Source organism: Pseudarthrobacter sp. YAF2 (assembly GCF_052113345.1).
Classification (GTDB): domain Bacteria; phylum Actinomycetota; class Actinomycetes; order Actinomycetales; family Micrococcaceae; genus Arthrobacter.
The window spans coordinates 123,052-150,018 of sequence record NZ_JBFRDA010000001.1 but is presented as its reverse complement, the minus strand read 5'-3'; the positions used below and the strand labels follow the sequence as shown (position 1 = coordinate 150,018).

The window sequence follows — 26,967 nt, the reverse complement described above, 5'->3', positions numbered from 1 at the left end:
GTCGAAACCTAGTCGGATCCCCGCTTCCGGCGCCTCACCAGCAGTGTCAGCAGGATCCCGACGACGAGCGCGGCCGCGGACGCAACGGCCGCGGGAACCAGCGCGGAAGCGCCGGTGTACGCCAGGTCGCCGGTGCCCGCAGAACCGCTGCCGCCAGTGTTGGCCAGATCCGCAGGCGGGGTGCTTGGCGGGGCACTGGATGCAGGGGTACTTGCCGGGGCCGTGACGACGGCGGCCGGGCTGGTCGGGGCGGATGACGGAGCCGCTGGAGCCGGGCTCGCCGGAGGACTCGCAGAAGCCGACGAGACAGGGCCAGACGGGGCAGGGCTCGACGGGGCAGGGCTCGACGGCGGGCCGGTGGGAGCCGGCGGGGTGGCCGCGAACTCGAAGCTGTTAACCCCTGACCGACTGTACCCGTTGACGGTCTCTGCCGTGAAGCGGAGCGGATCCTTACCCTGCGGTGCGGTGAAGCTCCAGTTGCCGGCGGCGTCCAAGGGGACCTCGAACGCGTCCTTGCCTTGGAGCGTGATCCGGACCTTGGACCCGGCGGCGATGGCTGACGCCGGAGCTGCTGGAACGTTGCCACTGATGGTTTGCCCGGAATCATAGGTGCCGCCGGGCGCCGGCACCGTGACGGCCGGCTTGTTGAGGAACACTTCCAGCTGGTAGCCCGGAAGCACCGCCAGGCTGTTCCGCAGCGTGGCGCCGACGGCGAAGTTCTGGACCACGTTGCCGTTTTGGTCCGGGGTGTCCCCTGCCGAGTGGGTGCCCACGGCGTAGTTGCCGCTGACGTAGGGTCCGCCGGAGTCTCCCCCGCTGGACTGCACCCCGTAGGACAAGAATCCGTTGAACGCGCGGACGTCGCTGTTGTCCGTGGCGTAGCCAGGCCCTGGCACCAGGAAGATGCCTACGGCGTCAACCGTTCCGCACGACCACGCGGAGGTCCTCCCCGACCGGCAAATGGGCATTCCAACCACGGGATCTTCGGACCCAATGATCTTCACGTCCGGCCCCGGCTGGGACGGGTTCCCCCACGTACTGGCAGCGGGCAGGGGGTCGATGTCCTGCCGCAGCGACTGAATGACCGAGATGTCAGTTCCCACGTTCCCGGGGTTGGTCACGGCCGTCTGGTCCGGCGCGATGGGAGTGGTGGGGTCGAGCACACGGGTGTTCCCCGGGCCGCCGAACTGGCTGAAGCCGAATTTCCCCAGCAGCCCGGCCGGCACGCCCTGGAATTCCAGGGTGGCCGTCTTGGCGGCGCCATCCGAGGCACAGTGGCCTGCGGTCAGGACAGCGGGGAGGCCGGCGGGGTCGAAGGCCGAGAAGCCCGTGGAGCAGATGAAGCCGACATCGGTCTGGTACCCGACCCCGCCGGGGACGTCCGCCTCGGATTTAGGCGGCGTGCCGCCGTCGAGCTCCACGTTGGCATACCGGGACACGAACTGGGCCGGCGAGACCTTTCCAGCACCCGTCGCCGGCGCCGTCGCCGTCACCGGCGCTGCGGACAGTGCCTCGAGCGCGTTGATCCCGCCCGTCCTGATGACGAACTTTCCGCCGGCGTACATCACCGCCTGCAGGCCCTGCGGACCGACATCGCGGAGGTAGGCCTGGAAAAGCTGCTCCGTGCTCACCGCCAGCTCGGACCTGGCGCCGGCAGCGGGGGCGGTGGGCACATCTGCGTGTGCCGTGGCGGAGGGAGAAGCGGCCGACGACGGCGCAACGGCGGGCGGCGCGGCGGAAGGTTGCGCAGGGGGTGCCTCGAGGGCCAAGCCGGGAATGCTCGCCACGAGTCCGGCAACGGCGGCCTGCAGCTCATTCCCGGAGCCGCTAACGATGATGGATCCGTTCTCGATCCGAATTCCCACGTAGCCCGGAACCTGGCGCAGCTGAACGGCTGCCGCTGCCGCCTGCGCACCCAGCTGTCCGGCCGCTTCAAACTGCTGGGGAGTGAGCTTGAGGTCCCGCTGGACCGCGTCCGCAAGTGCAGCCTCGGACAGGTTGGTTGACGCGGAGACGGGCGACGGGCTTTGAGCGCTGGACGGGACCGGGAGCGCCACAGCGGGCATGGCAGCGAACCCCGTTGCCAGGGCCACACCGGCCACAGCTCCTGCGGCAAAGATTCGTTTCATTTGGGCTCGCTGTTCCACTCGTCCACACGCGCCTCTACACGCCCTGGAATGACCGTGCGATCCGAGGCACAGGCCCCAGCAGCCACAACTGTCACTCAAGTCACAAGGGTATCCTTTTACCGGGCAAGGCCGGAAGCGGCGTCCAGCTCGGCGCAGCTGAGGCCGTTGGCCAGGAGGTAGTTGCGGGTATCCAGGCGGCGGACAAACGCGACCACAGTGAGCCCCCGCTGCTCCAGCAGCGGCGCGAGTTCCGCCTCCGCCAGGTACCGTTCGCGGCTGTGCGGGGGCCCGTGCGTACGGTACCGCTCGTTAATGCCACGGGCAGCCCGCCGGTACCCCTCGGCAATCGCTTCGTCAGAGTCGCCTGCCAGATCCTGGACCATGGCGGCCACCATTCCGCTGCGGTCGCGGCCCGCGGCGCAGTGCAGCAGGACGTCGCCCTTCGGCGCGGCAAGGGCAATGGCCCGGAAGACGCCAACCAGCTTCTCCGGGAAGTGACGGGCGTTCGTGGTGTAATGCGCGGGGTCGTTCAGGTACGGTCCGGTGACGGCGGTAAAGCGTGGGTCGCCGGGCTCCTCCGTGGCTGCCTGGACCACGTCGATGTCTGCCCAGGCCGCGGCCGGCACAACCGGGTCGGTGTCCCGGCGCCGGCCCTCCGCCGCGTTGCGGAGATCCACGACGGTGCGGACGCCGTCGTCGAACACCTGCCGCCACCCCCTTTCCGTCAGCCACTCACGCCGCCCCATGCGGTAGACGCCGCCGGCCACGTGCCACGCGTTGACCGCTCCATCCCAGTCCATGGGCCTGCCAGGTTTTCTTGGTGTCATCAGCGGGCACCCGCGCCACGCCGGGCCAGCCGGTACTCAAGCCCGGCGCGGACGGCGGGCCATTCGTGGTCAAGGATGGAGAACACCACCGTGTCCCGCAGGTTTCCGTCGCTGGTCCTTGAATGGCTGCGGAGCACGCCGTCCTGCTTGGCGCCAAGCCGGGCGATTGCCTCCCGCGACTGGTGGTTGAGCCAGTGCGTGCGGAATTCCACCGCCGGGCAGCCTACGGCCTCGAAGGCGTGCCTGAGCAGCAGGAGCTTGGACTCCGGGTTGGTCCCGGTTCCTTGTACGGACGCCGCGTTCCAGGTGGAGCCGATCTCCACCCGGGGCGTGGCGGCGTCTATGTTCATGTAGGTGGTCATGCCGATGATACGGCCCGGGCCGCCGGTTGCCGGGTCGATCAGCCGGGTGGTGAACGGCAGCATGGATCCCTGTTCCTGCAGGGCAAGCCGTCGCCTGATTTCGGCGGCCATAGCATCAGGAGCGGGGACCGACGTGTACCAGAGCTTCCAGAGCTCACCGTCCGTGGCGGCGGCCACCAGGCCGGCGTGGTGCTCCTCGGTGAGCGGCTCCAGGATTACGTGCCGCCCGGTCAGGGTAAGGGGTTCAAGGAAAGTCACTGCACCAGCCTAGGCCCACCCGTTCGGCACGGTTAGGCTGGGCAAGCACCTGGACGGCGAGCGAGGGAGTCATTGTGTCAGGAACCAACCCGGATCCGGAGGACGACAAAATCACCGGCCTGGAGCCTGGCGGCGGAGTGCCGCCCGGCGAAACCCCGCCGGGCGAAGCATCCACCGTCGGCCCCCAGGGCCGTGAGGAGCGCGCGCCGCGAAAGGGCACGCAGTTCCTCTGGATCGCCATTATCGGCGTGGTGGTCCTGCTGTGCCTGCTGTATTTCATCGGCTACATCGTGGGCTTCTTCGACTAGGACCGACAGCCCTTAGCTGGGCCAGTCGAAGAAGCCTTTGCCGGCCTTGCGGCCCAGTTCGCCGCGGGCCACCTTGTCCCGCAGGATCTGCGGCGGGGCGAACCGGTCACCCAGGGTGGACTGCAGATACTCGGCGATGCCCAGGCGGACGTCCAGGCCCACGATGTCAGTGGTCTTCAGCGGCCCTGTGGGGTGCTTGTAGCCCAGGACCATGGCGTTATCGATGTCCTCCGCGGACGCCACGCCCTCTTCCACCATCCGCATGGCCTCCAACGCGATGGCGACGCCCAGCCGCGAGGACGCGAACCCCGGAGCATCATTGACGACGACGGCGGTCTTGCCGAGTGCCTCCACCCACCTTTTCGCCTCCGCGGCGAGTGAGGGCGAGGTTTGTTCGCCCAGCACCACCTCGATGAGCGTGGACGCCGGAACCGGGTTGAAGAAGTGCAGCCCCAGGAAGTTCTCCGGCCGCTTCAGCTCTTTTGCAAGCCCGTTGACGGACAGAGAGGACGTGTTGGAGGCCAGGCAAGCGTCCTCCGCCAGCCGCTGCTCGATCCCCCGCAAGGCTGTGACTTTCAGGTCCCAGTCTTCCGGGACGGCCTCCACCACCAGCTGGCGGTCCTTGAAAGCGTCATAATCCACGCCGACAGCCAGCCGGGAGACCAGCTCGTCCAGGTTTGCGTCCGTTGCCCCGCGCTCGATGCTCTTCGCCGCCGCGGATTCCACCCGTTCCCGGGCAGCCTCCGCGGACTGCTCGTCGCGCTCCACCACCAGCACGTGGGCGCCCTTGACCAGGAAGGCGTGCGCAATACCGGCACCCATCCGGCCACCGCCCAGGACACCCACCCGGGCCGGGAGGGCTGGGGTCACTTGCGATTCACTCATGGTCTACTTTCCGTCTGCGGGGTTGGCCGGGTTGGACTTCTTCCGGGCACTGCGGTCGAGGAACGCCTGCATGCGGTCGAACTTGGCCTGGGACTCGAAGAGGATGCCCTGGGCCAGCTGGTCGATCAACGGGTGGGCTTCGGCGGGGGCGTGGAACACGGACTTGGTGATACGGACCGCCAGCGGGTCCTGGCGCCCGATCCTGTCAGCAAGGCTGTGGGCGGCGGCCAGCAGGTCTGCGGGGTCGTGGATTTCGGTGATGAGGTTGGCTGCCCGCGCCTCGTCGGCGCCGAGGACCAGGCCGGCCAGGAGGATCTGCTTGGCCAGCGGTTCACCCACGAGTTCCCTGAGCCGCCAGCTGGCGCCGGCGGCGGCCAGGATGCCCAGCCCTGTTTCGGGGTTGCCGATGCGCACGTTGGGGGTGCCGATCCGGAAATCCGCCGCGTAGGCCAGTTCCGCCCCGCCGCCCAGGCAGTAGCCGTCCAGCGCCGCGATGACCGGCATGGGCAGCTTGGCGATCCGGACAAAGATCGTGGAATTGATCCCCTGCAGGGCATCGTCCCGCCGCCGTTCGCGCAACTGGGCAATATCGGCCCCTGAAGCGAACACCCCGTCCACGCCGGCAATGATCAGGACCCTGGGATTCTGCTCCAGCGCAGCGCACACGGTGTGGAGTTCGTCCACCATCTGCTGGTCGATCGCGTTCTTCACCCCGGGCCGGTTGAGCAGGACCACAACCCGGTCCTCCCGCTCCTCCACCAGGAGGGCCGAAAAGTCCTCGGTGGAGAGGTCCGCCGCGGCCGCCATCAGATTTTCTCCAGCAGCATTGCGGTGCCCTGTCCGACTCCCACGCACATGGTGGCGAGGCCGATCTTCGCGTCCTCGCGTTCCATCCGCCCCAGCAGGGTGATGGCGATCCGGGACCCGCTGGAGCCGAGCGGGTGCCCCAAGGCGATGGCGCCGCCGTCGCGGTTCACAATTTCCGGCTCAAGGCCCAGGCGCCGGATGCAGGCCAGCGATTGAGTGGCGAAGGCTTCGTTGAGTTCGACGGCGGCCAGGTCACCTACGCTGAGGCCGCTGCGCTTGAGTACCTTTTGGGTGGCGGGGACCGGGCCGATGCCCATGATCTCGGGTTCACAGCCGGCGGAGGCGCCGTCGATGATGCGGGCACGGGGTGTCAGGCCCAGCCGCTCGATGGCTGCTTCAGAGGCGACGATGATGGCCGAGGCGCCGTCGTTGAGGGAGGATGAGTTTCCGGCGGTGACCACGGATCCGCCGTGCGTCACCGGCCGCAGGCCAGCGAGAACGTCGAGGCTGGTGCCGGTGCGCGGACCTTCGTCCGTGTCCACCACGGTCTCGGACTTGCGCGTCTTCACCGTGACGGGGACGATCTCGTCCTTGAAGCGGCCGGCGGCGATGGCGTCCAGGGCCAACTGGTGGGAGCGGACGGCGAATGCGTCGGCATCCTCGCGGGAGATGCCGTCAACGCGAGCCACTTCCTCCGCCGTTTCCGGCATGGAGTAGGTCATCTTCCCGTCACGGGAAAGGCCGCCATGCTGGAACTGGGGGTTGGTGAATCGCCAGCCGATGGAGGTGTCGAAGATCTGGCCGGGTTTGGCGAACGCGCTGGTGGGCTTTTCCTGCACCCAGGGCGCGCGGCTCATGGACTCCACACCGCCGGCGATGACGATGTCCGCGGCGCCGGCCTTGATCATGTGGCTGGCCTGGATGATGGCGCTCAGTCCGGAGGCGCACAGTCGATTGACGGTAATTCCCGGAATGTGGACCGGAAGGCCTGCCAGCAGGGTGGCCATGCGGGCCACGTTCCGGTTTTCCTCCCCCGCACCATTGGCGTTTCCCAGGATCACCTCGTCGATGCCCTCCGGGTCCAGGCCTGCGCGATCCACGGCCTCGCGGACCACCAGGGCGGCGAGGTCGTCCGGCCGCACTGCGGACAGGGCACCCCCGTACCGGCCCACCGGTGTTCGGACCCCGCCTACAAGGAAAGCCTGCGGACCTGCGGTTGCAGCCATGGAAACACCCTTCACGCGATAAACAGCACTGTCATCGGGCGGCCGGCAGAGCAGACTAGTCCACTTACCGACCGTTCGTTCTGTAAATGGTACACGGCAAGGTTCCGGTCCGCACCCGGCTAGAGGACCGTGACACCCAGGTGCGCGGCAATCAGTGGCGCCAGGAGGCCCAGCTGGTACTCGTCTATGACCAGGCCGGAGAGGCTTCCCAGGCCGCTGACCTTGCGGAACTCCGTGCCCCGGATGTCAAAGTCCTTCAGCTTGGCGCCGGCCAGGTCCAGGGATCCAATGGTGCAGTCCTCCAGCTTCACACGCACAGCTCCCGCGGCTCCAAGGTCCAGTTCGTTGATGATGCACCCCCTGATCAGCACGTCCGTGAGCTTGGCGCCGCGCAGGTTCAGGAAGTCCACTTTGCCGCCGTCGATCCGCACGGACTGCCAGCCGGTTTCGTAGAGCTCCGCGGAGCCCAGGCGGGGATTCCGGAGCTCCACGTCCTGCCAGGTGCTGCGGGCACCGCGGAAAACGGGCGCGTACAGCTCTGCCAGGACGCAGTCGCGGAAAGATGCGCCGCGGAGCTGCGCGTCATTGAAGGAAACGGCATCGAAGCGGCACTCGGAAAAGACGGAGCCGCCCAGGTCAAGGCCGTCCGCGTCTGCGCGGGTAAACCGGGCGCCATCATGCCGGTCGCCGCGCCGGAAGGCGGAGTCCGGCCGGTCCTCGAGGTCATTCAGCTCTACCGGGGAGATCCGGGGCGCCGCCACACCGGCCGGCCCCCTGCCGCGCGTTTTGTCCATGCCCCGAGCCTATCCGCCCCGGCCGGCCCTTGAATTAGTAAGCAAGCTGTGTTTATGGTGAAAACGTAACGGTCGACGGAAACGAAAGGAGGCCAGCACCATGGGCCTCGGAGACAAGATCAGCAACGAAGCCGAAGAACTTGGCGGCAAGGCCAAGGAAGCAGCGGGCAACGTCACCGACAACGACCGGCTGAAGGCTGAAGGCCAGGCGGACCAGGTCAAGGCGGATGCCAAGAAGGTCGGCGAAAGCGTCAAGGACGAGTTCAAGCGCGACTGATACCCACGCTGTCCACTCACCATCGATTGCTGAGTATCGGCCGTTTTGGCGTGTGAAAACGGCAGTTACGGAGCAGTCGATGGGGGTCACCAGCCGCTGCGGGTGGGAGTGTGGCCCTGGCGGGAATCGTCAGGCATGGTCATTTCTGCCCGCAGCCCGAGCAACCGGAGGGGGCGGCCGGGCTCGATCTTCGCCGCAAGCTCCAGGGCGTGCGCCAGTACTTCCGCGGGGGCGGACGTTTCGGGAATCTTCCGGCCGTATGTGGTGGTGGTGAAGGGGGCATAGCGCACCTTCAGGGTCAGGCCGATCACCGGCCGCCCCTCCGCCGCGACATCGTCCAAAATCTGCGCGGCCAACTCCCTCACGGCGTGGTCGATGTCCGCCGCATCCGTCAGGTCGCGCTGGAAAGTGGTTTCACGGCTGTGGCCCCGCGCCACCCAGGGCGTGTCATCAACCACCCGCGACCCATCACCGCGTCCCAACTGGGCGTACCAGGGACCCATCTTGGGACCGAACTCGGGAACCAGGTCATGGGGGTTGGCGGCTGCGAGTTCGGAAACCGTCGTAATGCCCAAAGTGGCGAGGCGCCGCGACACCTTCGTCCCCACGCCCCACAGGTCGATCGTGGGCCGGTCCCCCATCACCTGGAGCCAGTTGCCGTCCGTGAGCCGGAAGATGCCCGCGGGCTTGCCGAACCCGGTGGCCACCTTGGCCCGGACCAGGGTGTCCCCTATGCCGATGCTGCAGTGCAGCCGGGTCTCGGCCAGGACTGCCTGCTGCAGCTGCCGGGCGATGTCTTCGGGGATGTCGCTCTCGATGCCCACGAACGCTTCGTCCCAGCCCAACACCTGGACGGTGGTGCCCGGCTGCGAGCGCAGCACCGCCATGACCTTTTCCGATTCCCTGAGATACGCCTCGTGATCCACAGGCAGGATGACCGCGTCCGGGACTTTCCGCGCGGCGATGCGCAGCGGCATTCCCGACCCCACCCCAAACGCCCTGGCTTCGTAGGACGCCGTGGACACCACAGCCCGCTCTGTGGGGTCGCCGCGGCCGCCCACGATCACCGGTTTGCCCGCCAGCTCGGGCCGGCGGAGGACTTCCACGGCCGCGATGAACTGGTCCAGGTCCACATGCAGCACCCACGGTTCGCTCACATGCCCCAGTCTGCCCCGGGCCGCCGCCTCAGGCCACCTTTTTGGCCGCTCCAGGACCGGAAGCTGCGGGACTCCGCCCCGGCGCCGTTAGCCTTGGGCATGACTTACGTAGACCTGGGCGCCGAAAGTGCCGCCGCCGGCGGATCCACCTCCCTGCGCGGATACCTGGCCGTGCCTGTTGGGCAGGGCCCGTTTCCTGCGGTCGTCATGATCCACGAAGTGTTCGGCCTCGACGACCAAACCCGCCGGCATGCCGACCGGCTGGCCCGGGCCGGGTACCTGACCCTGGCACTGGACCTGTTCAGCGACGGCGGCCGGCGGCGATGCCTGGTGGGAACCATGCGCGCCATGGCGGCCCGCACCGGCCGGCCGTTCCTTGACATCGCCACGGCACGCACGTGGCTCGCGGCATCGGAACTGGGCAACGGCAGGACCGGGGTGATTGGCTTCTGCATGGGCGGCGCGTTCGCCCTGCTGGTGGCCCGGGACGGGTTCGACGCCGCCTCGGTCAACTACGGCCGGCTCCCGGGTAAACAGCAGGAGGACCTGGTGGATGCACTGCGTGGCCTGCCCCATCGTTGCCAACTACGGCGGTGCGGACAGGTCCCTGAAGGGCGCCGCGGCCCGGCTAGACTCGGCCCTTGACCAGCTGGGCATCGAGCACAGCGTCAAGGAGTTCGCCACAGCCGGCCATGCTTTCCTCAACGATGAAGAGCTGGGTCCGGCACTCCTGCGGCCCCTGATGCGGGTCATGGGCGTCGGCCCGGACCCGGAGTCCTCCCCTGAGGCCTGGCAGCGCATCGAAGACCACTTTGCCCGCTACCTGAAAAACTGAGCCCGGGCACCGCAGGGCTGTCCAGCGCATACGCCGACGGCGGGCCGCCCCACCAAAGGGGACGGCCCGCCGTCGAACGTTGTTCCAGGAAGATCCGGCGTCAGCTGTAGAGCTCGCTCTTGGGCTGGTTGTCCTTGACCTTCTGCCAGCCCAGCCACAGGACCAGCGCGAAGAACGGGATGGTGCCCAGGGTCCAGAGGCCCAGGTAGAACACCTCGCCGTCCTTGCTGGTCATCGTGTCAAAGCCGATGAGCACAGTGATGGCAAGCAGGCCAACCAGGCCGGCCCAGCTGGTCCACGGCGAACCGGGCATGGGCAGGGTGGAGGTGATGCCCTTGCGGCGGCGCAGCACGATCTGGCTGGCGAAGATCGAGCCCCAGCAGAAGATCACGCCGATCGAGGCGGTGTTCAGCGCGAGGTCGAACGCATGCGAGCCGCCCAGCCAGATGTTCAGCAGGATGCCCACCAGGTAGAACGCGGCGATGGCCAGGATCGCTGCATACGGGACGTGCCGCCTGGACATCTTCGTGAGCCACTGCGGAGCGTGCCCGTTGTTGGCCATGGTGCGGAAGACGCGGCCGATCGAGTACAGGCCGGAGTTGCAGGAGGAAAGGGCTGCGGTGATGACGATCATGTTCATCACATCACCCACCCAGCCCAGGCCCATCTGGCCGAAGACCGTGACGAACGGCGAGGTGCCGGCCTTGTACTGGTCCGATGGCAGCAGCATGGCCAGCAGCAGGACGGACCCTACGTAGAACACCACGATGCGCAGCACGACGGCGCGGATCGCCTTGGGCACTTCGCGTTCCGGCTTTTGCATCTCGCCGGCAGTGACGCCGACCAGTTCGATGCCGTTGTAGGCGAAGATCACGGCGTTCAGGACCAGGACCATCACCAGGGCGCCCTTGGGGAACATGCCGCCGTCCGCTGCGAAGAGGTTGCTGACGGAGGCGTGCCCGTCACCCACCTTGGCGTTGGTGACCACCATGAACGTTCCCACCACCAGGAAGATCAGGATGGCGCCCACCTTGAGGCAGGAAGCCCAGAATTCAAACTCACCGAACGCCTTCACGCTGAGCAGGTTCACTGCCACGAGGAGCGCCAGCGCCGCGATGGCCGAGGCTTCCACCGGGACGTTGGGGAAGAAAAACTGGAAATACAGGCCAATCGCGATAAGTTCGGCGATGCCGGTCATGCCCCAGTTGATGAAGTACATCCAGCCGGACATGTAGGCGCCTTTTTGGCCGAACATCTCGCCCGAGTAGCTCACCAGTGAGCCGGAGGTCTGGCGGTACATGATGAGTTCGCCCAGGGCCCGCATCAGCAGGTAGGCGATGACGCCGGCGATGGCGTAGGAGAAGATCAGGGCCGGGCCGGTGGAGGCGAGGCGGCCGCCGGCTCCCATGAAGAGGCCCACGCCGATGGCACCGCCCATGGCGATCATGGTGACGTGGCGCCGGCCCAGGGTCTTGCTGTAGCCCTCGGCACTGAGGGAGGGGTCGACGGCGGTGGTTGCCGCCGCGGTGTTCTTAACGTCTGTGGGGGTACTTTGAGGCACAACTGTTCCTTGTGGGTTGGGGGTTGGCCGCATCCGGAATTCGTATGATCGGGCTCACAAAATTCGACCTTACGGCCGTGGAACCAGCGATTGTAAGCGTAAATCATCGAACTGCCGAAGCTTCACGCGGCCTGTCCATCCTACAAGACCGGGCGGGGTGGTACGTGACGCGCACTACACGGCACCCCCGGCGATAGGCTGAAGTCATGGCCACAGCCCACCGCGTACCCCCCGCCCCGCAGCCGCAGCTCTACCGTTTTTCGCGCCTGGACCTGGCGGCACTGTGCCTCTATGTGGCCATCGCGGGATTCTTCGCGGCAGCGGGCGATCTGGTGGCCCCGTTCCTGCGGCAGGTCGCGCCGTCCCCGGCCGCCGCCTCCTACGCGGTGAACCTGCTGTTCTATGCCTCGGTGGGAATCGTGGCGCTCGTGGCTGCCCGGAAAGTGGTGGTCCGCGACCTCAAGGTCCTGGCTACCCGTCCCTGGTTCACCCTGCTGATGGTCCCCGCGGCCGTGATCGCGATGCTGATCCTCACCGCGATCCTGGTGGCGGTGAACGGGCAGGTGGAAACATCCGCCAACCAGGCCGGCCTACAGGCCCTGATGCAGCAGGTGCCGCCATGGCTCATGGTGCCGCTGCTGGTGGTGGTGGGACCGTTCGTGGAGGAATACATCTTCCGCCACCTGCTGATCGGCAAGCTGGCCATGCGGGTGAACATCTGGATCTGCTGTGTCTTGTCGGCGGTGCTGTTCGCGGCGCTCCACATCGTGGGACAGCAGGCAATTACCGTGACGGCGCTGCTCCCCTACCTGGCCATGGGCGCCACCCTGGTGTTCGTCTACGTATGGACCGGGAAGAACGTCATGTTCTCCTACTTTGTCCACGCCGCCAAGAACCTGCTGGCCGTGGTCCTGGTCTACGCCATCCCGCCGGAATTTTTCGAGCAGATGCAACACGTCCCGGCGTAGGAGGGCGGACTCAGCCCGGCTGCGTGTACCCCCGGAGGGTGAACCGTTGGCGGCCACGGGTCCGGCCCGTGATGTAGACCTTGGTGCCGGCGGCCGCGTTGGTTCCGCCCAGGTAGCGGTAGCTTTCGCCGGGGTTGTAGGCCGCAGGGCTGTCCGGGTCTGCGGGCAGCCCGGGGCCGAACTCAATCACGTCCGCGCCCACCCGGTACGTTCCGGTGCCGGACACCAGCTGGTAGGTTCCTGGCGCACCTGCCGGCTCCACGCCGTCGAGCACCCCGCCGGGCTGGAAGGTCAGCTCGAGCGCGAAAGCCGTGTGCGTCCCCTCGAAATCGATATCCAGGCTGACCTGCCCGTCCGCGGCCTGGATCCTGATCTCCGTGCCGAGCCGGTGGACGTCGGCGGCGCGGGCACTGAATTCCATGCCGGCGCTGAACCTGCCTTCATGCTCCAAGGCGTATATGCCGTCAGGGCGCTGCTTGGCCGGCGGCAGGGGCTGGTAGAAGTTGGCCTCCAGCTGCTCGGAGAGCACCAGCGCACCGCCCTGCCGGACCGTGTCCTGGCTGCGGAACGGGCCGAGGTCGAAGAAGCTCCTGGGCAGCCGCAGATCGGACAGCACTGCCGCGCCATGCCCGAAACGGAGGAGGGTGGGGTTGGTGGCCAGCCCGGAGCCTACCCCCGGGACCAGGGGGTCGCAGCCGCCGAACACGGTAGCCACGGACCCTGCGGCGCGGAACCGGTAGGCGCCGCAGTTCCCTAGGGCCGCCTCGGCGGGAGCGAGGGGCGCCGGCAACGCGGTGGCGTCCGACGGCGGTGCGGCCGGCAGTGCCACAGCCAGCCACGGGTCCAGCCGGGTGAGGGCAAGCAGCTTCGCGGGTTCGTGCAGGGACAGCCGGGCCAGCCAGGCGGCCGCGGCGGCGAAATCAGCCCGGCCGTCCTGGGCCGCCAGCCGGCGGTACAGGGGGAGGAACGGGGCGGCACCGAATTGCATCCACTGGTCCTGCCGGCGGGAGAATACGGATTCCACGGTGCCGTCGGCGTTGAACCATGGCAGGAAGGCGGCGAGGTTCCGCCGGACGTGGTCCAGGAGGTCCGCCCGGTCGGTGGCGTCAGCGATGGTCAGCAGCGAGGGATTGGTCACGGCGGTGGCGTACAGCGGGCTGCGCTCGGAGTACATGCCGTCCGGGAGCTGATCGATGCCCTCGGCCAGCCATTGTTCAATCCGGGCGGCGATGTCCTGCCGCGGGTGGAGCGCGTTGATCTGCGCCAGGGCGGCCGAGAGCTCCCAGCGGTGGTTTGGGGTGTGGACGCCGCCTGACACCATGGCGTCAACGGACCTGGCGATGATGGCCTCCAGCCGCTGGTCTACCTCCGCCAGGAGGGCGTCCGGGGTTTCCGTGCCGCGGACCAGCCGCACCGTCAGGCACACGTCATTCAGCGTGAACGCGGAGTCCGGCGGGGAGGACAGGTTGGTGCCGTCGAACAGGCCGGTGGGCCCTTGCAGCACCTCAAGCCGGTCCAGGCACCGCCGCATCGCCGCGGCAAGGCTTTCCTGTCGGCGGAAACCGGAGCCGGGCTCGGTGAACACTGCGGCCAGGGCCAGCAGCCGGGCCATGGCGGGCCGGTGCGCCAGGGCCCGGACGTCGTCGTCGTGGGTTGCCAGGAACGCCGCGACCTCCCGGTCCGCTTCCGCCGCCACCCGTTCCAGGAAGGCTGTGTCTGTTGTTGCTGTCTGCACTGTTGCTGCCTTTCACCGGCCCGCCGTGGCGGGACCGTCCTAATCCTTCAGCCCGGCGCTGACGTCCGCGTTGAGCACGTATTTCTGGAAGACGAAGAACACCAGGACCAACGGCAGGAGCGAGATCACCGAGGCCCCCAGGAGCACCGGCCAGTCGATGTTTTCCGCCCCCACGATGCTCCGCAGCGCCACCTGCAGGGTGTACCACTTGGGGTCGTTGAGAACGATCAGGGGCCAGATGTAGTCGTTCCAGCGCCACTGGAAGGAGAAGATGGCCAGCGTGAACAGGATGGGCTTGGACAACGGGAGCATGATCCGGAAGAAGATGGCCAGCTCGCCCGCCCCGTCGATCCTGGCGGAGTGCAGCAGGTCATCGGGCACTGTGAGGAAGAACTGCCGGAACATGAACACACCGGTGGCCGTGAGTACCGACGGCACGATGATGCCTGCCAGTGAGTTGTAGAGGCCCAGGTCCCGGATCACCGAGAACGTGGGGTTCAGGATCACCTCGGTGGGCAGCATGGTGGTGGCCAGGATGCACACGAAGAACAGCCTGGTGCCCTTGTTGTTGTACTTGGCCAGCGCATATCCGGTGCAGGCGCTGAAGAAGACCGTCAGCACCGTGGTGGTGATGGACACGGTGGCGGTGTTCAGGAAGTACTGGGCAAAGTCCACCCGCTCCCATGCGTCCGCGAACCCCTGGAAGGTCCATTCCCGGGGAATCATGGACAAGGGGTAGCTGAACAGTTCGCTGCCTGGCTTGAACGAGCTGAGCAGGAACCAGAGCAGTGGCAGCGCGTAAATGGCGGCGATGACCCACATCAGCAGGGTCAGGGGGATGGAGGCCTTGGCCCGGATCTCCCGGTTTCCCGGCTGGTTGCGGCCGTCCTTGCGGTGCGTTGCGGCGGCCTTGCGTGTTTCCGGTGCGGGCTCCACAGCCACCGCGGGAGGCAGGTTGGCAGCTGTTGCCATGGGTCAGCCCTTCTTCCTGTTGAACCGCAGCTGGATGAGGGCGATGGCCAGCAGGACCACCATCAGCACCATGGAGGCGGCGCTGGCGTAGCCCACCTTTGACTGCTCGAAACCGGTCTTGTAGATGTACTGCACGATCAGGGTGTTTTGTGTTCCCGGGCCGCCGCCGGTCAGGGCCTGGATCATGGCGAATTCCTTCATGGCGTGGATGGTGGAGAGCAGGATCACCATGAACGACGTCGGCGCGATGCCGGGCAGGGTGACGTGCCGGAAACGCTGCCAGGCGTTGGCTCCGTCCAGTTCCGCGGCCTCCAGCAGGGACTCCGGGATGTTCTTCAGCGCGGCGACGAACAGCAGCATGTTGAAGGCGGTGCCGCCCCATGCCGAGGCGAAGATGACCACGGCGAGGGCCAGGTTGCCGTCGCTGGACCACGGCAGCGGATTGCCGCCGAGGCCGGAAATCAGGAAGTTGATGAACCCGAAGTCCTGGCCGAACAGCCACTTCCAGATGACGCCCACCACGATGGGTGAAATGAGCCACGGCAGGAAGATTACGGTCTTTGCCGCGGTGCGACCGCGGACGGCCTTGCTGACCAGCAGCGCGGCCACGCCCAGGGAGCAGACGTATACCAGCGGGACCGACAGGACGGTGTACACGAAGGTCCGGCCCAACGCGGCGTAGAACGAGCCGTCCGCGAAGAGCTTCTGGAAGTTGGCCAGTCCGATGAAGTGCAGCTTGCCGATCCCGCGGTAGTCCGTGAAGGAGTACAGCAACCCCAGGGCCCCCGGCCAGACGAAGAACACCAGGAAGAGCACCACGTTGACGCCGATGAGGACCAGCGGGGCAATGACGTAGCGGTTGCGGCGCTTCAGCGCCGACTTGCTGCGGACCGGTCCGGCCTGCGGGGCTGCGGGCACCGTCGGAGTGATGGTTGGTTGTGCCACGGGATCAGGCGCCGTTGTAGAGCTTCACGATGTTGTCCACCGTGGTCTTGGCGTCCTGGCTGCCGGAGAGCATTTTGACGGTCTCCTCCCGGAGCGGGTCGCCGGAGAACGGGGTTTCGGCGTACGCCTCGATGACCACGCGCTTGATGGCGTTGTCCCCCTTGGCCTGGTTGCCGGCGATCTGCTTCTGGTACAGCTCGAACGATGCCTGCTGGAACGGGTAGTCCACCTTAAGGTCCTTCACCGGCAGGTAGCCGCCCATCTTGGCGAATTCGGTGTAGTTGGCGTCGTTGTAGAACCAGTCGATGAACTTCTTGGCTTCATCATCTGCGCCGGTGTCCTTGAAGGCCACCATGAAGCCGCCGCCGAGGTTGGTGGCGTTGACTTCCTTCTTGGGCAGCGGCACGGACAGCCACTCGAAGTCCTTGATGTTCTTGTTGAAGTCCGCCACCTGCCAGCTGCCGGAGTAGTAGGCGGCCACCTGGCCGCTCTTGAACATGGCGTTGCCGTCCTCGCCGCTGAGCCAGACGGACTTGGGCATGGTCTGGTCGTCGTTGATCTTCTTGAAGTAGTCCAGCGTTTCCACGGCTTTGCTGTCGCCGGCGTACTTGCCGTTTTCCTTGGCAAAGGCGGTGCTGCCGAATTCGTACATCATGGCGCGCAGCCGGTGGCCGGAGCGGTCCATCACCACACCGTATTTGGCGCCTGCCTTCTCACGGACCTGGTTCACGGCTGCGATGAACTCATCCCAGGTCCAGGTGGTGTCGATCGACGCGGGGAAGGCGACGCCGGCCTTGGCGAACAGGCTCTTGTTGATGAACAGGCCCACGGCGGTGAGGTCCGAGGGGATGGCGGGGATGATGCCGTCCGGTGATTCCTGGAGGAAGTTGGGATCGATGTTGTGTGACTTGGCGATGTCCGTGAGGTCCTGGAGCTGGTTGGCCCACAGCGGGTCGATTGCGGTGACGCGGGCCAGCGCCGGGAGGTCGTTGGCGGTGGCGGCGTTCTTCAGCTTGGTGGTGATGTCCGCGGTGGGGACATCGACAACCTCGATGGTGATCCCGGTGGCTTCCTTGTACTTCTTGGCGGCGGCAGCGAACGCTCCGCCCTGGTTGGTGTCGCCGGACAGGATAAGCTGCAGGGTCTTGGCACCGCCGTCCGAGGAGCCGCCTCCCCCTCCTCCGCTGCAGGCAGTGAGGCCTGCAGCCAGGGCCGAGAGTCCGAACGCCGTCAGACCAAACTGGCGGCGGGTAATGCTCGAGGTTCTTGTCGTCTCTGACAATGCTCTGTCCTGTCTCTCGCGATAGCGGGGAAAACCCTTTCCGCTAGAAACTGTGACGTATGTCATGACATATTGTCAAGAATACTTTCCAAGGCTGCAGGAGCGGACCACTCGTTAACGGCACCCCCTTCCCCAACTCCGCAGCCGCCCTTACCGTGGACGGATGGGACTGAATATCCAAATCGTGGTCGACTCATCAAACCCGCATGAACTCGCCGACTGGTGGGCCGAAACCCTGCAGTGGGCGGTGGAACCGCAGGATGCCGGCTTCATCCGCTCCATGATCGAGCAGGGCCATGCCACCGAGGAGCAGACCATGACGCACCGCGGAAACCTGGTGTGGAAGGACGGTGCCGCCATCCGGCCGCCCGAGGAAATTGACGCCAAAGCCCCAGCCCGGCGCATATTGTTCCAGACCGCACCCGAGGAGAAGACCGTGAAAAACCGCGTGCACTGGGACGTCCGGCTGGACGGCCGGGACAAGGACGAGGTGCGTCGCGAACTCGAGGCGCGCGGCGCCTCCTTCCTCTGGACGGCGGGGCAAGGGCCACACTCCTGGCACACCATGGCGGACCCCGAAGGCAACGAGTTCTGCATCAGCTGAAGCCGATTACTAGACTTGGACGGTGAGCAACCAGATCCCCTCCCCGGTGTCCGACGTCTTCGATCCCACGCGCTGGCGGGTGGTTTCCGGCTTCGAGGACTTCCAGGACATGACGTACCACCGCCAGGTGGAGCGGGATTCCGACGGCGGCTGGGTGCGTGACCTGCCCACGGTCCGCATCGCGTTCAACCGGCCCGAGGTCCGCAACGCGTTCCGGCCGGGCACCGTGGATGAGCTCTACCGCGCCCTGGACCACGCCCGGATGACACCGGACGTTGCCACCGTCCTGCTGACCGGCAACGGCCCCTCCCCCAAGGATGGCGGCCACTCCTTCTGCTCCGGCGGCGACCAGAGGATCCGCGGCAGGGACGGCTACCGGTACGCCGACGGCGAGACCCAGGAAACCATCGACCCCGCCCGCGCCGGACGCCTGCACATCCTGGAAGTCCAGCGGCTCATGCGCACCATGCCCAAGGTGGTCATCGCCGTCGTCAACGGCTGGGCAGCCGGCGGCGGCCACTCGCTGCATGTGGTCAGCGACCTCACCATCGCATCCCGGCAGCACGGAAAATTCAAGCAGACGGACGCCACGGTGGGAAGCTTCGACGCCGGCTACGGCTCCGCCCTGCTGGCCCGGCAGGTGGGCCAAAAGACCGCCCGGGAGATCTTCTTCCTGGCCCGCGAATATTCCGCTGAGGACATGGTCCGGATGGGCGCCGTGAACGAGGCCGTGGACCACGAACGCCTGGAGGAGGTGGCGCTGGAATACGCGGCGGACATCGCCCGGCAGTCGCCGCAGGCCATCCGCATGCTCAAATTCGCCTTCAACCTGGCCGACGACGGCCTGGCAGGCCAGCAGGTGTTTGCCGGCGAGGCCACCCGGCTGGCGTACATGACCGACGAAGCTGTGGAAGGAAAGGAAGCCTTCCTGCAAAAACGCGACCCCGACTGGTCACGCTTCCCGCACTACTTCTAAGGGAGGAACGGCAATGAACAGCGAAGAAACACCGGCCCCCGGCACCGGCGGCCCCCTCAATATCGAGCCCGCCCTGAAAGCCCTGGCCGCCGCCCTCCACGGCGAGGGCCCCGCCGTCGAACTCTCCGTCGGGGCAGACGGCGCCCTGGTGGTGGGGCACGTTGAAACCCCCGGGTGCGATGACGCCGTGGCCGTGGTCCGCACCTCCGGATCCACCGGCACCCCCAAGGCAACGCTGCTGACCGTGGAGTCCCTGGCAGCATCCTCAATGGCCACGGCGCTGCGCCTCAAGGGCGAGGGGCAGTGGCTGCTGGCGCTGCCCGTGCAGTTCGTTGCCGGGATCCAGGTGCTGGTCCGGTCACTGTTCGCCGGCACCCGGCCCTGGGTGATGGACATGTCCGGCGGCTTCACGCCGGAGGCCTTCACCGCAGCCGCGCTGGAACTGACGGACAAGATCCGCTTCACCTCCCTGGTCCCCACCCAGCTCCAGCGGCTCCTGGATGACCCGGCGCCGGAAACCCTCGCCGTGCTCCGCCGCTTCAACGCCATCCTGCTGGGCGGCGCCCCGGCGCCGCAGTCCCTGCTGGCAGCTGCCCGTGACGCCGGCGTCCGCGTCGTCACCACTTACGGTTCCGCCGAAACCTCCGGCGGCTGCATCTACGACGGCTACCCCCTGGAAGGCGTCTCGGTGCGGGTGGCCGCGGACGGCCGGATCCTGCTGGGCGGGGACACGGTGGCCGCCGGCTACATCGAGGCGCCGGATGAAGAAACCGGGACGTTCTTCGAAGAGGACGGCGTGCGCTGGTACCGCACCAGCGACCTCGGCTCCATTGACGACGACGGCCGCCTCACCGTGCTGGGCCGGGCCGACGACGTCATCATCACCGGCGGCATCAAGGTTTCCGCCGCGCACGTGCAGGAGCAGTTGGAAAAGTCCGACGCCGTCTCCTCGGCTTTCGTGGCCGGCGTTCCTTCCGCGGAATGGGGGCAGGCCGTGGCCGCCTACGTGGCCCTGGCCGGGGACGGCAACTCCGGCCAGGCCGGCCCGGGGCAGGCCGGCCCGGGGCAGGCCGGCGCCGGGCAGGAAGCCGGGCACCCCGCCGTCGTACTCCAGCAGCAGTGGCAGCAGGAACTGGGGGTCCTGGCGCCCAAGACCGTCCTCACCGCGTCCGGGCTGCGGATGCTGCCGAACGGCAAACCCGACCGGCTCGCCATGACCGCGGAACTCAGCGCCCTGCACCGGGGAAAGTAGAGTGGACCTGCACCACCGCGGCGGGTGCGCCCGTTCCATCCTGCCGTCTTATCGAAACAACACGAGGTACTAACCGTGGCCACAGCCGCCCAATGGATCCAAGGCGCCCGACTCCGGACACTGCCGGCAGCGATCGCGCCGGTGCTGATCGGCACCGCCGCCGCCTACGAAATGGACTCGTTCCTGCTGCCCAATGCAATCCTCGCTGCGCTGGTGGCGCTCCTGCTGCAGGTGGGCGTGAACTTCGCGAACGACTACTCGGACGGCATCCGCGGGACCGACGACGACCGGGTGGGGCCGTTGCGGCTGGTCGGCTCCGGAGCGGCCAAGCCCGAACACGTGAAGTGGGCCGCGTTCGGCACGTTTGCCCTGGCCATGCTGTTCGGCCTGGTCCTGGTGGTCCTGACCCAGGCGTGGTGGCTGATCCTGGTGGGGCTGGGCTGCGTCATGGCCGCCTGGGGCTACACGGGTGGCAAGAACCCCTACGGCTACATGGGCCTGGGCGATCTCTTCGTGTTCGTATTCTTCGGCCTCGTGGCCACCTTGGGAACCACCTACACCCAGGCCGGGCACATCAACCTGCCGGCAGTCATCGGCGCGATCGGCACCGGACTGATCGCCACTGCGCTGCTGATGGCCAACAACGTCAGGGACATCCCCACGGACATGCAGGCCGGAAAGAAGACCCTCGCCGTGCGGCTGGGCGACAAGCATGCGCGCGAAAGCTACGTCCTGATGCTGGCCGTTGCCATCCTGCTGGTGGTGATCCTGGCGCCGGGCCGGCCATGGATCCTGATCGTGCTGCTGCTCATTCCGGCGTGCCTGATGCCGGCCTGGCTGATGATCAACGGGCGCAAGCGCAAGAGCCTGATCCCGGTCCTGAAGCAGACCGGGCTGATCAACCTCGGCTACAGCGTGTTGTTCTCACTGGGCCTGATCCTCAGCCACGGGTTCTAGGCGTTCTTGTTGCCCTTGGCGTTGTTGATGGTGATGTCCGGGTTGGCGTCGAGCAGGGCGTCCTCCGCGTTCGCATCCTGGATCTCCCCCGCCGAGCGCAGCGGCTTGGCTTTACCGGAAAAGCGGTGCTGGAGGGCTGCGGTGGCAGCGTCCCGCTGCTTCTGGAAGAACAGGTAGCTGATGGCGAAGGCGATCAGCGCGGCGCAGATCACGGACATCAGCACCCCGACCTGCAGGAATGCGAACAGGACGAACAGGGGCAGGAAGATCGCCAGCCGGATCAGGGAATATTTCAAAAAGGCCACTATTCAAGTTTAGCCGCCTCCCCCCGCGGCCCCTGCGCGTCCTGACGATAGACTTAATGGCATGCTCTTCCGTGTGGCTTTGGCCGTCGCAGTCCTCGTCATCTTTGTGTATGGCCTGGTGGACGTGATCCGTACCGAAGGCCGCCTCACCAGGGGTATTTCGAAACCGGCGTGGATTATCGTCCAGGTCATCCTGCCCGTCCTGGGCGCCATCCTGTGGCTGCTGATCGGCAGGCCGCGCGGCACCGCGCAGCCCCGGCCAAGCTACCCCCACCCCACCGCCCCGGACGACGACCCGGACTTCCTCCGCAACCTGGAGGCCCGCCGCCGCAACCAGGCTGAGGCTGAACGGCTCAAGAAGCTCAAGGACGAACTGGACGCCAAGGCCAAGGACGGCGAACGGAAACCCCGACGTGGCACCGACGAACACGATGCCGACGGACTGAAATAGGGCCCATGACGTCCCCGCCGGGAGGAGACGAGCGGCGTCTGCCAGCTCCCCCGCCGCGGCCCGGTCTGTCCTGGTCCGCGCCGCCGCCCATCCCGGCCACTGCGTCCCTGCCCCGCACCGTCAGGGCTGCGCGCACGCTCTGGGTGTTAAGCTTCCTCGCCGGGCTTACCGTCCTGGCCGGCTCGTTCGTGGCCCGCGATTCGAACCTGCAACGCCTCCGTGCGGTGGTGCCGGACATGGCGGCGCGCAGCGGCGTGGGGTCCGTGGGGACCGCCGCGGAAATCGTCTTCTGGGGAAGCATGGGCGCCCTGCTGCTGGTCACCCTGCTGGAGGCCGTGGCCCTGGCAGCGGTGCTGGGCCGCCGGGCCTGGGCACGCTGGGTCCTTGTTCCGCTGCTGGCCAGCCACCTGCCCGTGCTGCTGCTGGCGTCTGTCTTCCTGGTCCCCACCGGTGCGGCCGGCAGCTATGTGGTGATGCTGTGGGTGGCAGGACTGGCCCTGGCGTTCGCCGGACTGGTGCTTCTGTTCCTGCCGCCGGCCGGTGCCTGGCTGCGGCAGGGGCGTCCCTAGGCTGACCGCGGTTGGCGGTTCGGGCCGGCACTCGCGGCCACTACGCCCTCGCAGCTGCGGATCACCGCCCGGCATGCCTCGGCGGCGGACCTGCCGGTCAGGGGGCTTTCGGCCACCGCACGCCAGCGTGCCAGGCACTCCCGGGCTCCCGCGGCCAGCACCTCGGGTCCTGAACCGGCGTCCAGGTCCAGCCGCACCCAGGCCGCCGCGCCGCTGCCGCCGAGGAGCCGTTCAGCTTCCGCAGCCAGGTCGGGCGGCAGGTCCACGCCGGTGGTCCGCAACACCGCGAGCAACTGGAGCTCACGGAACTCGTGGGCGCTGGCCTGGAGCCGTTCCAAGGATGCCGCCAGGCGCTCGGCCCCCTTGCGGGGGCGGCTTGCCAGGAGGTTCTCCACCCCCGCCAGCGCGGTCCTGGCCTTCAAAGCCTCGGACCTCGCCTGGAACTGGCGGTCCACGACGTCCAGCAGCGGGTCCAGTCCGCTGCGCCGGGCCAGCTCATGGGCAAGGGGCGTGGCTTCCGTGAACCCGTTCCGGATTAGGACCGAGGCAAGCCGGATGCCAAAGAGCCCGTAACGCTCCAGGAGTGCCGTCCGCGCCTCCTCCGTCAGTCCTTCGGGTTCGGTGGACCGGCGGAACCTGTCAGCGGAGAGCAGGGTCCGTTCGCGCGCGGCCCGGTCAAGGCCTGCCAGCATGCGCAGGGCTTCGAAGTCGGCCTGGCGCAGGGTGCGGGCGCTTTGGGCCAGGAGTCCGGCCACCGGGACCACCGCCAACGCCAGTTTCCGCAGGTTGGGATCGCGGCTGTACCTCTCTGCGATGCTGCCGGCGGAGATCAGGGAGTCAATCCGGCCTGCCCCTACTTCATCAGCCCGGGACAGCACCGCGATGGCGTTGACCGTGCCGGAGCGCCCGGCCCGGGTGTCCCGGAAGGATTCGAGGAAGCGGAGGTCAGAGGCATGCATGTGGCGCATCAGGTAGATGACGGCGTCGGCCTCCGACGCCGAATCCTCCGGAGCCAGGAACGCCAGGGCCCGGGCGGACACGTCCCTCGACAGGGAAGCGATTCCAGGGGTGTCGATCAGGGTCATGGCCTGCAGCGCGGGCGAGGGCCATTCGACGTCCAGCCTCTCCACGTCCTCCGCCCGCATCCCGTCCAGGACGAAGACCAGGCGCCCGTCCACTCGTTTCAGCGGCAGGTTGCGGGGCGCCCCGTCAATGGGGTGCAGCGTGATGCGGGGCGTGGTCCCGTGCCGGTACCACGTGACGATCCTGGTGCATTCGCCGGTGTCCGTAGGAGCGATTTCCTCGCCGATGATGGCGTTCAGGAGGGTGGATTTCCCTGCCTTGACCATGCCGGCCACGGCGATCCTTAGGGGCTCGGCCAGGCGCCGCGCATAGCCCCGCAGCACCTCTGCGGCTTCCGGGTCGTCGCGGTAGGCCTCCAAGGCGTCCCGGATGAGTTTCGCCGCCCCGGCCATGGTGGCCGCTGTCATCCCACCCCCGCGGCGGTGCGGATGCCGGAGGCGCGGACCTCGGCAGAGACAGCTTCGGCAGCCCGGTGCAACGCCTCCACCCGCTTAAGCTCGGTCCTGATGTCCCGGATGCGCCCTTCCCTCTCCTGGGCGTAGGAGTTGGCGGCTTTTTGGGCGGCTGCCACAGAGTCCGAGAGCGAGCGGTGGTATTCGTCCGCGATGTCGGTGAAGTGGTCCCGGGTGGTCCGCTGCACCAGGCGCAGCCTGTCTTTCAGTTGTTTTCCCACTTGGAACGTCACGTCGTCCAGCTGGCGCCTGACCAGTGTTTTGGCTTCGCCCTGGCGGCGCTTCAGCCGCGCTTCCTTGTCCTCCCGGTAGGCCTTGCGTCCCAGCAGCAGGCCGGCGCCCACCGAGAGCGGATTGATCAGGGCCATCCCGAAAATCCCCGTGAGGAGGCCGAACATCAGGACGCCGCCGTAGGATCCGCGCATGCCGATCAAGACCTTCTGGACCGGGTTCACCCGGCCGGGATCCAACCCGGGCATCTCGTCCACCGGATCAAGGGCGTCCCCCGATTCCGAGACGTGCAGGACGGGCAAGGACACCTCGTCCGCGGCAAAGTGCCCGGCCACCTGCGCTGCGAGCCATTGGGACCGTTCGCTGGTCCAGACGAAGGTGTCCGAGACCGCCGCGGCAACGCATTCTTCGAGCCATTGGGAGAACTCGTCCCAGACCGGCCCGGGATCGCCTTGGTCGATCGCGGCCTCGGCTTCGCGCTGGATCCGGCGAAGACGGTCCCGGAGGTCGTATTCCATGTCGGCAATGAGGTCGTTGATGCCGTCGCTGAGGGTCAGCTGCCAGCGGGCGGAGCGCTTGCGCAGATCATCGGCCTCGGTCTTGGCGTGTTCCAGGGCTTCGAGCATGTGCGGGGTCCCGTCCGGGTTCTCCAGGGCCTCAAGCTCGGACTGCAGGGACAGCTGGAGGTTTACTGTGACTGAGAGCAGGTCCTGGCTGACGGAGCGCCGCTGGAGGCGCTGGGCCTTCGCCACGATCTCGTTGCGCAGGTGCGCCACAAGGCCAGGAAAGCCGGATTCGGCGTTGAGCTCGTTGTCCTGGAGCCGTGAGGCCTCCAGACGGAGGTCGGCGGAGACGGGGAACAACGGAATGTCCGGTGCCACCTGGTCCAGGTGTGCCCTGTCCAGTTCCTCCACGCGCCGCCAGTCGGGGTAGAGGTCTGTCTTGGAGAGCACCGCTGCGACGCTGGGGGTAATCCGCATGGCCTGGCGCAGGAAGCGGAGTTCCGGTTCGGTGTATTCCTGGGACGCATCCGAAACCAGCAGCATGGCATCGGCGGTGGGCAATGCGGTGAGGGTGGTCAGCGTGTGCGTGGACCCCATGCCGCCCACCCCCGGGGAGTCGATGATGGTGAGCCCGCCGGTCAGGACGCGGCGGGGCAGGCATACCTCCGCAGCCGTGAGCTTCCTGCTGTTTCCCGGGTTGCCCTGCTCGGAGACGAGGGCGGGCAGGTCCGCCAGGTCCACAGGACGGCGCTCAATGCCCTCTTCCCCGCCGTCGGGGGTCCCGGCCGTGGGGACCAGGATGGCGGCGGACGCGGGCTCCCCGAACCGGACGGCCGTGGGAACGGAGGTGGCAATGTCATCATCCACCGGGCACACGGGGGCGTTCACCAGGGCATTGATGAGCTTGCTCTTCCCCTGTTTGAACTCCCCCACCACGATCACCCTGATGCTTGGGTCCTGCAACCGCGCCGCGGCCTGCTCCAGCCTCTTTCGCAGGTCCCCGCGGTCACCGCTCCCCACCAGCTGCAGGCCCTGCTCAACCAGCTTCATGAGCTGGCCCGCCGTCATGGGATCAGGCGGCCTTGCGGGTCCTGCTTCTGCCACAGCGCGTCCCTCGTTCCAGTACCCAATGTCCCGGGCGGGAGGTGGACGCCTCCTGCCCGCCGGTTTAACTTCCGGCACCAGCGTGTTACAGCCCGGCGGAGTCGTCAACCACCGGAACGTCGATAATGTGGTGGGTCTCCAGGTCCGCATCGGGGTGGGCTGGGCTGTCCTCGGCGAAATCGAGCTGGGCGTCCCCGGCCAAGCTGGCGGCTGCGTTGTCGGCGAAGGGGTCGTCCATGTGCAGGTCCACCGCCACCGGGTCATGGCCGGCGGGATCGCCGTACGGGCCGCCAACAGCGGGGACCAGACCGGTATCCAGGGAGTGCCCGGAATGATCGAGTTCCCCGGCGAACGAGTCATCCGGGTCCAGGCCGGCGATTGCGGTCAAGGAGCCGGCCAGTCCATTGTGGTCATCCTCCATGGAGATGTCCGGGGTGCCGGCGTTCCCGGTGCCCGCGTCCCCGATGCCGGCCGGGGCATGGCCGGCGGCCACCGCTGCATGGTCACCTGCGGCCACCGCACCATCGTTGTCGAACCACTGCTCCACGTCCCCTTGGGCCCAGACGTTCTGCTGCGCGGACTGGCCGGCGATGGTGGCCCGCTCGTCCACGATGGTGGCGCCGGCGGTGTAGGAGAAGTGGTTCACCACCTGGTGGAGCTGCTGGACCGCGTAAGCGTGGTCGTCAGTGTCGGTGGCGGTGCTGCCGTGGCCCGGGCCATAGCCGCCGTGCCCGTCCGCCGCGCCCGCGGGACCGGCCCCTGAGCCGTTGCCGCCGGTGTTGTAGTTCCGCTCGAACGAGGAGACGTTGACCGTGATGGGCGCGTAATCGAGGACAACAGGCATCGCAGCATCAACATCGGCCGAGCACACGTTGCCCAGCCCGTTATCCGCCAACGCGCGCTCCGGGTTGTCCAGGAACTCCTGGACTGCTTCCCGGTCGCCGAAGAGCTGCATAAGGAACTGAACGAGGTCGTTCGCGAGTGTTGGCATCTGCGTGGTCCTCATATCTTCTTCGAGTTTCGGATCGGCCGGCGCGGTACCCTGGCTGGTTCAAACCTAGGTTCGCGGCCGAGCAGTGGCATCGGGGCTCATTCCCCTAACGACGGGCACGGCTGCGGGGTACGGACACCCCCGGCGCTAGGGGCATTAGG

General features: G+C 67.4%; 26 protein-coding genes and 1 pseudogene. 10 read left to right on the top strand and 17 right to left on the bottom strand.

Annotated elements, in window-relative coordinates; all coding sequences use genetic code 11:
• Nucleotides 1-8 precede the first annotated feature (8 nt).
• The 3 genes from AB4Y79_RS00680 to AB4Y79_RS00670 form a co-directional block, all read right to left on the bottom strand.
• On the bottom strand, nt 9-2,129 hold the full coding sequence (locus tag AB4Y79_RS00680; RefSeq protein WP_441857775.1) for a S1 family peptidase: 2,121 nt from the start codon (nt 2,127-2,129) through the stop codon (nt 9-11).
• A gap of 116 nt (nt 2,130-2,245) precedes the next feature.
• Complete coding sequence (locus AB4Y79_RS00675; RefSeq protein ID WP_441857772.1) at nt 2,246-2,929, bottom strand: tyrosine-protein phosphatase; 684 nt, start codon at nt 2,927-2,929, stop codon at nt 2,246-2,248.
• A 26-nt stretch (nt 2,930-2,955) separates the two neighbouring features.
• Nucleotides 2,956-3,576, bottom strand: a complete 621-nt coding sequence (locus AB4Y79_RS00670; RefSeq protein WP_441857770.1) for a GNAT family N-acetyltransferase — start codon at nt 3,574-3,576, stop codon at nt 2,956-2,958.
• A 74-nt stretch (nt 3,577-3,650) separates the two neighbouring features.
• Here AB4Y79_RS00670 and AB4Y79_RS00665 point away from each other — a divergent pair, with 74 nt between their 5' ends.
• Nucleotides 3,651-3,884 (top strand): DUF6480 family protein, encoded by a 234-nt coding sequence (locus AB4Y79_RS00665; RefSeq protein WP_308929938.1) that lies wholly within the window; start codon nt 3,651-3,653, stop codon nt 3,882-3,884.
• 12 nt (nt 3,885-3,896) lie between these two features.
• On the opposite strand, the gene AB4Y79_RS00660 is transcribed toward AB4Y79_RS00665, so the two are convergent.
• From AB4Y79_RS00660 to AB4Y79_RS00645, 4 genes are all read right to left on the bottom strand, one after another.
• Nucleotides 3,897-4,769 carry a 3-hydroxyacyl-CoA dehydrogenase family protein gene (locus tag AB4Y79_RS00660; RefSeq protein ID WP_441857768.1) on the bottom strand — a complete coding sequence of 291 codons (873 nt, stop codon included), beginning with the start codon at nt 4,767-4,769 and terminating at the stop codon, nt 3,897-3,899.
• 3 nt (nt 4,770-4,772) lie between these two features.
• Nucleotides 4,773-5,576 carry an enoyl-CoA hydratase/isomerase family protein gene (locus tag AB4Y79_RS00655; RefSeq protein ID WP_308929936.1) on the bottom strand — a complete coding sequence of 268 codons (804 nt, stop codon included), beginning with the start codon at nt 5,574-5,576 and terminating at the stop codon, nt 4,773-4,775.
• Complete coding sequence (locus AB4Y79_RS00650) at nt 5,576-6,802, bottom strand: thiolase family protein (RefSeq protein WP_441857765.1); 1,227 nt, start codon at nt 6,800-6,802, stop codon at nt 5,576-5,578. The genes AB4Y79_RS00655 and AB4Y79_RS00650 overlap by 1 nt, the downstream gene beginning before the upstream one ends.
• Before the next feature lie 119 nt (nt 6,803-6,921).
• Nucleotides 6,922-7,596, bottom strand: a complete 675-nt coding sequence (locus AB4Y79_RS00645) for a pentapeptide repeat-containing protein (RefSeq protein ID WP_441857763.1) — start codon at nt 7,594-7,596, stop codon at nt 6,922-6,924.
• Nucleotides 7,597-7,696: 100 nt separating this feature from the next.
• On the opposite strand from AB4Y79_RS00645, the gene AB4Y79_RS00640 reads away from it, so the two are divergent.
• Nucleotides 7,697-7,873, top strand: a complete 177-nt coding sequence (locus tag AB4Y79_RS00640) for a CsbD family protein (protein WP_308929933.1) — start codon at nt 7,697-7,699, stop codon at nt 7,871-7,873.
• 86 nt (nt 7,874-7,959) lie between these two features.
• On the opposite strand, the gene AB4Y79_RS00635 is transcribed toward AB4Y79_RS00640, so the two are convergent.
• On the bottom strand, nt 7,960-9,030 hold the full coding sequence (locus AB4Y79_RS00635) for a DNA polymerase IV (protein WP_441857759.1): 1,071 nt from the start codon (nt 9,028-9,030) through the stop codon (nt 7,960-7,962).
• Between the two features lie 99 nt (nt 9,031-9,129).
• Between AB4Y79_RS00635 and AB4Y79_RS00630 the strand changes: the two are divergent.
• A pseudogene (locus AB4Y79_RS00630) lies at nt 9,130-9,865 on the top strand (dienelactone hydrolase family protein).
• Between the two features lie 100 nt (nt 9,866-9,965).
• Here AB4Y79_RS00630 and AB4Y79_RS00625 read toward each other — a convergent pair.
• On the bottom strand, nt 9,966-11,426 hold the full coding sequence (locus tag AB4Y79_RS00625) for an amino acid permease (RefSeq protein ID WP_441857757.1): 1,461 nt from the start codon (nt 11,424-11,426) through the stop codon (nt 9,966-9,968).
• 206 nt (nt 11,427-11,632) lie between these two features.
• Here AB4Y79_RS00625 and AB4Y79_RS00620 point away from each other — a divergent pair, with 206 nt between their 5' ends.
• A complete protein-coding gene (locus AB4Y79_RS00620) occupies nt 11,633-12,394 on the top strand; it encodes a CPBP family intramembrane glutamic endopeptidase (RefSeq protein WP_441857755.1) in 762 nt (253 codons plus the stop codon).
• 10 nt (nt 12,395-12,404) lie between these two features.
• On the opposite strand, the gene AB4Y79_RS00615 is transcribed toward AB4Y79_RS00620, so the two are convergent.
• The 4 genes from AB4Y79_RS00615 to AB4Y79_RS00600 are packed head-to-tail and all read right to left on the bottom strand — an operon-like array spanning nt 12,405 to nt 17,328.
• Nucleotides 12,405-14,129, bottom strand: coding sequence for a hypothetical protein (locus AB4Y79_RS00615; protein ID WP_441857753.1), 1,725 nt, complete (start codon nt 14,127-14,129; stop codon nt 12,405-12,407).
• A 39-nt stretch (nt 14,130-14,168) separates the two neighbouring features.
• Nucleotides 14,169-15,101, bottom strand: coding sequence for a carbohydrate ABC transporter permease (locus tag AB4Y79_RS00610; RefSeq protein ID WP_441857751.1), 933 nt, complete (start codon nt 15,099-15,101; stop codon nt 14,169-14,171).
• A 3-nt stretch (nt 15,102-15,104) separates the two neighbouring features.
• Nucleotides 15,105-16,046 carry a carbohydrate ABC transporter permease gene (locus AB4Y79_RS00605; RefSeq protein WP_441857749.1) on the bottom strand — a complete coding sequence of 314 codons (942 nt, stop codon included), beginning with the start codon at nt 16,044-16,046 and terminating at the stop codon, nt 15,105-15,107.
• A gap of 4 nt (nt 16,047-16,050) precedes the next feature.
• Entirely contained in the window at nt 16,051-17,328 is a 1,278-nt protein-coding gene (locus AB4Y79_RS00600; RefSeq protein ID WP_441857746.1) for an ABC transporter substrate-binding protein, read from the bottom strand.
• A 163-nt stretch (nt 17,329-17,491) separates the two neighbouring features.
• On the opposite strand from AB4Y79_RS00600, the gene AB4Y79_RS00595 reads away from it, so the two are divergent.
• From AB4Y79_RS00595 to AB4Y79_RS00580, 4 genes are all read left to right on the top strand, one after another.
• Nucleotides 17,492-17,932: a VOC family protein gene (locus tag AB4Y79_RS00595; RefSeq protein WP_441857744.1), complete on the top strand. Its 441-nt coding sequence runs from the start codon at nt 17,492-17,494 to the stop codon at nt 17,930-17,932.
• Between the two features lie 22 nt (nt 17,933-17,954).
• Nucleotides 17,955-18,908: a 1,4-dihydroxy-2-naphthoyl-CoA synthase gene (locus AB4Y79_RS00590; protein WP_441857741.1), complete on the top strand. Its 954-nt coding sequence runs from the start codon at nt 17,955-17,957 to the stop codon at nt 18,906-18,908.
• Nucleotides 18,909-18,921: 13 nt separating this feature from the next.
• Nucleotides 18,922-20,160 carry an AMP-binding protein gene (locus tag AB4Y79_RS00585; RefSeq protein ID WP_441857739.1) on the top strand — a complete coding sequence of 413 codons (1,239 nt, stop codon included), beginning with the start codon at nt 18,922-18,924 and terminating at the stop codon, nt 20,158-20,160.
• A 75-nt stretch (nt 20,161-20,235) separates the two neighbouring features.
• The gene (locus AB4Y79_RS00580; RefSeq protein WP_441857737.1) at nt 20,236-21,117 is read left to right on the top strand and encodes a 1,4-dihydroxy-2-naphthoate polyprenyltransferase; all 882 of its coding nucleotides are present in this window, start codon (nt 20,236-20,238) and stop codon (nt 21,115-21,117) included.
• Here AB4Y79_RS00580 and AB4Y79_RS00575 read toward each other — a convergent pair.
• A complete protein-coding gene (locus AB4Y79_RS00575) occupies nt 21,114-21,422 on the bottom strand; it encodes a DUF4229 domain-containing protein (RefSeq protein ID WP_441857734.1) in 309 nt (102 codons plus the stop codon). The genes AB4Y79_RS00580 and AB4Y79_RS00575 overlap by 4 nt on opposite strands.
• 61 nt (nt 21,423-21,483) lie before the next feature.
• On the opposite strand from AB4Y79_RS00575, the gene AB4Y79_RS00570 reads away from it, so the two are divergent.
• Both AB4Y79_RS00570 and AB4Y79_RS00565 read left to right on the top strand, forming a co-directional pair.
• Nucleotides 21,484-21,873 (top strand): PLD nuclease N-terminal domain-containing protein, encoded by a 390-nt coding sequence (locus tag AB4Y79_RS00570; RefSeq protein ID WP_441857731.1) that lies wholly within the window; start codon nt 21,484-21,486, stop codon nt 21,871-21,873.
• Nucleotides 21,874-21,878: 5 nt separating this feature from the next.
• Nucleotides 21,879-22,442, top strand: coding sequence for a hypothetical protein (locus tag AB4Y79_RS00565; RefSeq protein ID WP_441857729.1), 564 nt, complete (start codon nt 21,879-21,881; stop codon nt 22,440-22,442).
• Here the strand turns inward: AB4Y79_RS00565 and AB4Y79_RS00560 are convergent.
• The 3 genes from AB4Y79_RS00560 to AB4Y79_RS00550 all read right to left on the bottom strand — a co-directional run bounded on the left by AB4Y79_RS00560 (nt 22,439) and on the right by AB4Y79_RS00550 (nt 26,806).
• Complete coding sequence (locus tag AB4Y79_RS00560; RefSeq protein WP_441857727.1) at nt 22,439-23,932, bottom strand: dynamin family protein; 1,494 nt, start codon at nt 23,930-23,932, stop codon at nt 22,439-22,441. The genes AB4Y79_RS00565 and AB4Y79_RS00560 overlap by 4 nt on opposite strands.
• Nucleotides 23,929-25,779: a dynamin family protein gene (locus AB4Y79_RS00555; RefSeq protein ID WP_441858293.1), complete on the bottom strand. Its 1,851-nt coding sequence runs from the start codon at nt 25,777-25,779 to the stop codon at nt 23,929-23,931. The genes AB4Y79_RS00560 and AB4Y79_RS00555 overlap by 4 nt, the downstream gene beginning before the upstream one ends.
• Before the next feature lie 121 nt (nt 25,780-25,900).
• Nucleotides 25,901-26,806 (bottom strand): IniB N-terminal domain-containing protein, encoded by a 906-nt coding sequence (locus AB4Y79_RS00550; protein WP_441857725.1) that lies wholly within the window; start codon nt 26,804-26,806, stop codon nt 25,901-25,903.
• Nucleotides 26,807-26,967 lie beyond the last annotated feature (161 nt).